This is a genomic window from Streptomyces sp. CB03238 (assembly GCF_002099185.1).
In the GTDB taxonomy this organism is placed as follows: domain Bacteria; phylum Actinomycetota; class Actinomycetes; order Streptomycetales; family Streptomycetaceae; genus Streptomyces.
On sequence record NZ_NBCN01000046.1, the window covers coordinates 22,827 to 29,413 of the forward strand.

5 protein-coding genes and 1 pseudogene are annotated in these 6,587 nt (G+C 63.8%); 2 read left to right on the forward strand and 4 right to left on the reverse strand.

Annotated features, from left to right (window positions below):
• Positions 1–74: 74 nt before the first annotated feature.
• Together BKD26_RS38200 and BKD26_RS38205 are read right to left on the reverse strand one after the other, a co-directional pair.
• Positions 75–1,805, reverse strand: a complete 1,731-nt coding sequence (locus tag BKD26_RS38200; RefSeq protein ID WP_084907763.1) for an ATP-binding protein — start codon at positions 1,803–1,805, stop codon at positions 75–77.
• 454 nt (positions 1,806–2,259) lie between these two features.
• The gene (locus BKD26_RS38205; RefSeq protein ID WP_241519044.1) at positions 2,260–2,892 is read right to left on the reverse strand and encodes a hypothetical protein; all 633 of its coding nucleotides are present in this window, start codon (positions 2,890–2,892) and stop codon (positions 2,260–2,262) included.
• Between the two features lie 238 nt (positions 2,893–3,130).
• Here BKD26_RS38205 and BKD26_RS38210 point away from each other — a divergent pair, with 238 nt between their 5' ends.
• Complete coding sequence (locus BKD26_RS38210; RefSeq protein ID WP_084907765.1) at positions 3,131–4,834, forward strand: hypothetical protein; 1,704 nt, start codon at positions 3,131–3,133, stop codon at positions 4,832–4,834.
• The gene (locus BKD26_RS38215; protein WP_179166868.1) at positions 4,834–5,790 is read left to right on the forward strand and encodes an HNH endonuclease signature motif containing protein; all 957 of its coding nucleotides are present in this window, start codon (positions 4,834–4,836) and stop codon (positions 5,788–5,790) included. Before BKD26_RS38210 ends, BKD26_RS38215 begins: the two co-directional genes overlap by 1 nt.
• An 82-nt stretch (positions 5,791–5,872) precedes the next feature.
• Here BKD26_RS38215 and BKD26_RS38220 read toward each other — a convergent pair whose 3' ends face one another.
• The gene (locus BKD26_RS38220) at positions 5,873–6,202 is read right to left on the reverse strand and encodes a hypothetical protein (protein ID WP_084907779.1); all 330 of its coding nucleotides are present in this window, start codon (positions 6,200–6,202) and stop codon (positions 5,873–5,875) included.
• A gap of 78 nt (positions 6,203–6,280) precedes the next feature.
• Positions 6,281–6,587 (reverse strand): annotated as a pseudogene (locus BKD26_RS38225) (hypothetical protein); the annotation flags it as partial.

Genomic DNA, 6,587 nt, shown 5'->3' on the forward strand with positions numbered 1-6,587 from the left:
CAGACGAGGGGCCGGCGGCGACAACTACGTGTCGCCGCCGGCCCCTCATCCTGTCCGCGAGCCGTCAGCTGACCTCAGAGGACGTCCTTGATCTTCGTCAGGTACTGCTCGGTGAAGCTGCCCCACCACTTCCGCAGCTCCTTGTACTGGTCGACCGGCGTCTCATGCATGGACTCGGCCTTCGCGTACGCCACCAGGAGCAGGGTGATGGCTTCGATGGCTCGGCGAGCCGTTGCGGACACGTTGGGGCCGGTGCCCGTGCCGCCCTCATTCGACAGCAGCTGCAAGGGCTCGTACATCTCCTGGTAGAACACATGGCGCTGGTTCAGCCGGATGATCGTCTGATCCTTGAGGTGCGTGAGCTGAAAGAGATCATCTCCGGGCACATCCACCGTCTCGATGACGAACGGAAGCTCCTTGATCTCCTGCACGTAGGCGGCCTTCTCCTCCTCCGTCGTGTTCCGCCCAGCGTCCTTGGCCAGATTTTCGTACTCCCTCTCCTGCTGGGCCGGCGTGGGAACCTGCTTGACCCGGGCCTTCGGCATGGTGCGGTCCGCGTCCTTGAGGGCCTTCGTGATCGGGGCGTGCTCGCCGGACTTCACTGCGTCGTCGCGGTTGACCTCGCCCCATACGCGGTCGATCTCGTCCCGCGCCTTCGGGATGACGCTCTCCGCGATGGTCCGCAGGGTCCTGCGAAGCTCATCAGCGGGGACCGCCCCGCGCTTCACGTTGCGAACGCCCATCATGCGGTCGAGCTCCGGGGTGAAGTAGACCTCGAAGCCGATGTACCGGTCCTTGGTCTGGATCCCGGCGGGAAAGAGCTTGGCTACGGGGGTGTAACTGATCTCGCGGTCAAGCCGCATGAAGCTGATGGCGCCCTCGTTGTCCGGAATCCGCAGCCGCTTGGCGAAGGCGTCGCCGCCGGCGCCCTTGAAGCGCAGGATCTCGGGCGGTGCCAGAGCGATCACGACGCGGATCTTGTGATCGGTGCCCTGCACCTTGACCTCTTCGTTGAAGAAGACCTGACCGTGGAAGTGCCGGGCCTCAGCGCGTGATTCGCCGCCGGCGCGGGCGAGTTCCTCGGTGAGCACCTGGTCGGCCCAGGTGCCCTTCCGGAGGAAGGTCGGGTCGTGGGGCTTCAGGTCCGTGTGGTCGACGGTGATCCGGATGCCACCGCTCAGGAACTCCCGGAAGACCCGGGCCAGTTCCTTGTTCATCTCGTTGCGAATGTGGTCCGGAGTGCTCCGGCCATGGCCGTCGGAGACGCGGTCGATCTTCGACCACGTCACCATGGTGCCCGAGCCTTCCGGAAAGTAGACCTCAAGGTGGGCGGGCAGAGGCTCGTCATCGGGGGGGTAGATCCCGACCTTGTCGCCGCGCTTCTCGGCCTCGATGCCCTCTTCGAGGTCGAAGAACACGTGCCTGATCTGCTCGCTGCCCTCGACGCGGGACCAGGCGTCGATGCGCATGCCGACGCTGAGACCCGCGAGCTTCGCACCGACACCGAACTTCCCGATGGTCTTCTCGGACATGAACCTCTTGGAGAAGCCGAGCTGCAGATAGTGCTGCAGCGTCTCGTCGTCCATGCCCTCACCGTCATCGATGAAGGAGACCTGTGTGAGGGTCTTCTTGCGGCTCTTCATCGCTTCTTCGGTGATGATCTGGATGTGGTTCGCGCGGGCTTCGATGCTGTTGTCGATTACTTCCCCGACAGCCGACGGGAAGTTGTGGCCGGACTCGCGGAGGCTGAGAAGGGCCTGTCCGGAGAGGACGACCGGGATGATGTCCATGTCAGCGGTGGTCATGATGTGCTCCTGATGTCGGAAAGTCGTGGCCGAGGCAGAGCCCGGCTCAGGGCGCGTTCGATGGCCGTTTCAGGGCAGAAGGGGCAGCGGCGGCCCGTTCCGGCGGGGCTGGCGGGGTGTATCTGGTTTCGGATGGTGCGGCCCGCGGACCGGTATTGGTGGTACCAGTAGGACTCGATCGCATAGGCCTGGTGGGAGTTGCGGGCCGGAGCCACGACGAAGTGGGTTGCACGCCCGCGAAGTGGATGACGGGATAACCTCCGGCGGAGGCAGGTGTCCGACCGTCCCACGTACAGCGGGCGGGCACCTTCCGGCTCGTGCTCCATCAGTAGATAAGCCCCGATGGTCCCGGTCGGGACCTGCATGTTCACGACGCTCCGTGTGAACCGGAGAGCGACACGAGAGGTGCCTTCGTACGGCTCAGCTACCCGGACGTGATCGTTGGTGGACGTCGTCATGCGGCGTCGCTGATCAGCACCTTGGCGTGGATACGGAGGGCGCGTCGGGCACGCTCAACCGTGGCCACAGACACGCCAGTCTTCCTGGCGGAGTCAGGGACGGTCTCCATGTCGAGCATGCCCTGGAGGCAGCCGGGGCCGTGAGGACCAAGCGTCGCGGCGAAGGCGGTCAGCTCCCGGATGGTTTCGGTTGCGAGTGCACGCTCTTCGGGGGTGTCGTACGTGACCATCTCGATGACGAGCGAGCCGTCCGCTGCGGTAGTGGATACGCGGCGGCGAGCAGCGTCGGCCAGCGGCCGGCAAGCGGCACTCCGGCGAGCGTTGGCCTCCGAGCGGCGGATCGTCCGACGTGCGTCCCGGATGACGTTCCGGCACAGAAGGTCGGGATCTTCGGCCACACGCCTGTGGCCAAGTGTGAGGTTCAGAGCGGTGTCGAGAACGTCGAGGTACTCGCCGTCCCACGCCCTCGCCTTGTTCTTCCTGTACAGACGGCACATCGTCTCGACACGCACGTCGTTGATCTGGAGCATCATGCCCCTCCCCGGGTGCCCGGCTGCTATATGCCGGACCCACTCAGTTGTGACCCGCTCGCCCTTTGGCCGTCGTCGCCGTTCGGTCGACTTCGGCATGAGCAGGTGTTGAAACTGTAGAGCCCGCCACCGACAGTCGGCGGTGGAACGCTCACATCACCTAGGGGACAGCCCAACCGCACATCCCCTCACGGCAGTTGCTGGATCGTTCGGGTGTTCGCGGTCGACGCAGGTCAAGGGCAGGACGGGGAGCAGGCTTTGCGAGACTTGCGGTGGAGGTCGGCCCCAGCAGGTAGCGTTGGAGGCATCTTGGATCATGCTCTCTGGAGGCCCCTGCGTGAACGCTAAGACGATCACCTACACGTACCCAGCCCACATCACGCAGCAGACCCCGTCGGGCAAGCCCCTGGTCTTCTTCGCAGCGCCGGCTACGCAGATTGATCAGTGGGTCGGCGTGCCTCAGCGCAGTCGTCTCGACGATGAGGAAACCATTGGTTTCCAGCGGCAGGAGAGCAGGTCAAGGATCAGGGAGTTGTCCAGCTTCTATCACGATGAGCGCAACATCGTGCAGAACCCACTCCTGGCTGCTCCGCAGAGCGAGACCTCCGTCAGCTTCAAGCCTCTGGACGGCACTCCCGAGTTCGGCACGCTGGAGATCGTGAGCGAAGACTTCAGCGACACGTCGTTGCTGGAGCTGATGTCGCGAGTAGTTGCACGCCTCGAGTCGCGCATGCCGGAGCTGAAGAAGACCGCTCTGGACCAGGAGCGACTTTCGTCGATCATAGATCGGGCTCGAAAGGAGCACGGGCTCGACGCCGTTGGAGAAGAAGACGATGATGACGAAGAGGTAGCGGCGGAGGAGGCGGGGAACGGGGATGAGGCAGATGCAGCGAGCGTGCTCCTCACCGACGAGACTCACCTGATCGACTTCTACACAGAGCTCAAAGGGCGGATCAAGGTCCTCGAAGCCCTCGACGCGGACGTGAAGCCGAAGAAGATCCTCGGGTTCGACCGGGAAGCGATGATCAGCTACCTCAAGCCAATCATGCTCGTCGATGGACAGCACCGTCTGAAGGGCGCAGTGTTGGCCGCGGCGAGCCTGGCTGAGAGCCAGGACGGGGAGGCATTCCTCCTTGAGGCAGCAGAGAACGGCCTGGACCCTGCTCAGGCGAAGGCCGACTTCATCTCGGCACACGCTCGACGGCTTCCCGTCTCCCTCTTGCTCGACCCCAGCCCAAGCGAACACGTCTTCCAGTTCGTGGTCGTGAACCAGAAGGCCACGCCGATGGGCAAAGCCCTTCTGGGTACGATCGTGTCGACGAGCTTGAGTAAGGACGAGCTGGACCCGGTGGCACAGCGACTCAAGGATGCCGGCATCAAGCTGGACGACTCTCAGGCCATCGCCTACCTCACGCGGGCGGAAGAGAGCCCGTTCAAGAACTTCGTACAGACCGGTATCGCGGGAGACAACAGGACCCTGCTGCAGTGGCCGGTCCTCAAGGGACTCGTAGGGATCTTCCGAGAGCTGTCCGGGGGCAAGCTCTACGGACAGAAGACCGACTGGGCCCGGGTTTGGGGCAAGTACCATCTTGACGAAAGTGCGTTCGTCGCAGACTTCGACACTCACGACGAAAAGGTCGCGGCATGGGCCAGGCCTGACGGTCCCTGGCGGGACGTCTTCATCAGGTTCTACTCGAACATCAGGGACAAGTTCGGCGCCGACGATCCGGAGGCAAAGAACGCCTGGGGAACCACCCGCAGCAACCTGTACAACAAGATCAGCCTCACGATTCTGGCGGCTGACTACTTTGAATTCTTGCGCATGCAGAAGAAGACGCTCAACAGCCTCGACGATGTCGACTCCACCATGGAGGCGTGGCTCACGGACGTCAATTCTGCATACTTCAACCGACTTTGGAACGTCGAGAAGAAGGACACTCCACTCATCCGCAGGACTTGGAGTCGCCTCTGGTACGACTACCGTAGGAACCCCGAGTCCCTGCCCAAGGAGGGCGAGTACAACCCCGCTGCCGGGGCGTGATGCAGCCACAGGAGGTCGGCGAGTTTTTCGCCGAGATCAAGAAAGCCCTGGACAGTAACTGGTCAGACGAGGCCCTGAAGTCTCTCTCGAAATACACGGTGCCAGAGGTCGTATCTGGAAATCATGGATGGCTGCTGCGCGGAGACCTGTCAACAGTCTGGGGTCGCTGGTTCATCGAAAGTCTCGTTGACCTGGCTCCGTACGAACTGGACACCGAACTGAGTATCGGACACCTCCACGCCCCCATACTCGACTACTTCAACACCGTCAGCCCGCAAGTCCCCTTGGACGAGCGAAAGAAGTATGCACGCGTGCTGACGAAGTTTGCTTGGCAGTTGGTCTCAGCGCGGAGGAGGCGGAAGCGGTCCGCGGTCGGGCTTGCCACGCGCGAAGAGCTGTGGGCCATGGGACAGCCAGAACCTCGCTGCTACCTTTGCGGTTACCTGTTCGAAGACCATGCCCGAGATAAGTTCCTCGGCATCGCCCAAGATGAGCCGCCTATCCCACCGCTAGTTGATTTCACGCGTCCCCGAGGCATGCGCGCGAGTCAGCTGTGCATCGAGGTGGATCATGTAATCCCGGTTGCAGAGGGCGGGAAGACGTCCGTTGAGAATCTGCGCCTTGCCTGTGGCTGGTGCAACTCCGTGAAGAACAGATACACAAACATATACGACACGATTCCGTGGTCTGCTGGAATATTTGACCATCAGGCTCTGGGTCCCGTGACGCAGCCCCAGCCACTTTGGGTGTTGCGGACCGTGGCTACTCGTAGAAGGTGCGAATTCCCCGATGGCTGCACCGCCAAGATCGAGGACAGTGAACTCTTCGCCGGGCCTCGGAACCCCAACGGTGCGCTCACTCCGGTAAATCTGGCCGTATTCTGTGAGCAACACGATCCTTGGCGCCTCGACAGGTGGATCGGTCCCAAGCGCCTTGCTGCGTCCATCGCCAGCTAGAAACGTTCGGCATCCGAGTCACCTCAGATGACGGCCGCCCCCGCCAACCGGCCATGGAGCAGCCCGAGCTCGTTCCCGGGACCTAGCGGTAGCGGCGCGCAGGCGTCAGCCACGTCACCGCCATCGCCTCATCTGCGTCGCCCTCGTCTTCGGGGCCATCCGGGGCGGGGGCCTGGCGGACCTGTTCGATCTGCCGCTCGACCCCTCGAAGGTTCTCCTGCAGGTCCATCGTCACCACGCCGTCGACGGTTACCTTCAGCGGGTCGGCGAGCAGCTTCGCACGCCGCTCGCCCAGGACCTCGAGTGCGACCGCCCGGACCGACCGCAGCCGGAAGTACCGGCGCTCCAGGTCGGCCGGGTCGGTGTCCGGGCCGAGCTGCGCGAGTAGCCACGACCGCTGGAACTCGTCCACCAGGTTCACATCCCTCAATACGAGGCACGGCCCGGAGCCGGATGGGGAAACCGGCTACGGGCCGTACGCGTGAGCGTGTTACGCAGAGGACGAGCGAGTCCGCCGCGACGCCGACTTCTTCGTGCCGCCCCCGCCGGCCTCGCCCTGTCCCGAGTCCGGCTCGGCGCTGCCGGCAGTCGGGTCCGGCTCGCCGATAGCGATCGGCTCCGGATCGGCGTCGTCCTGCGTCGGGGCGTCCCAGGCGTCCGGGTTGGTGATCAGCTCGGCCACCTCCGGGGCCGGGCTCTCGCCCGGCAGCAGGATCAGCTCCTCCCGCGCGGTCGGGTCGTGTACGTAGACCGCGGCCTTCAGCCGCCCGCGGCCCGCCATCACAGGACCTTCGCCA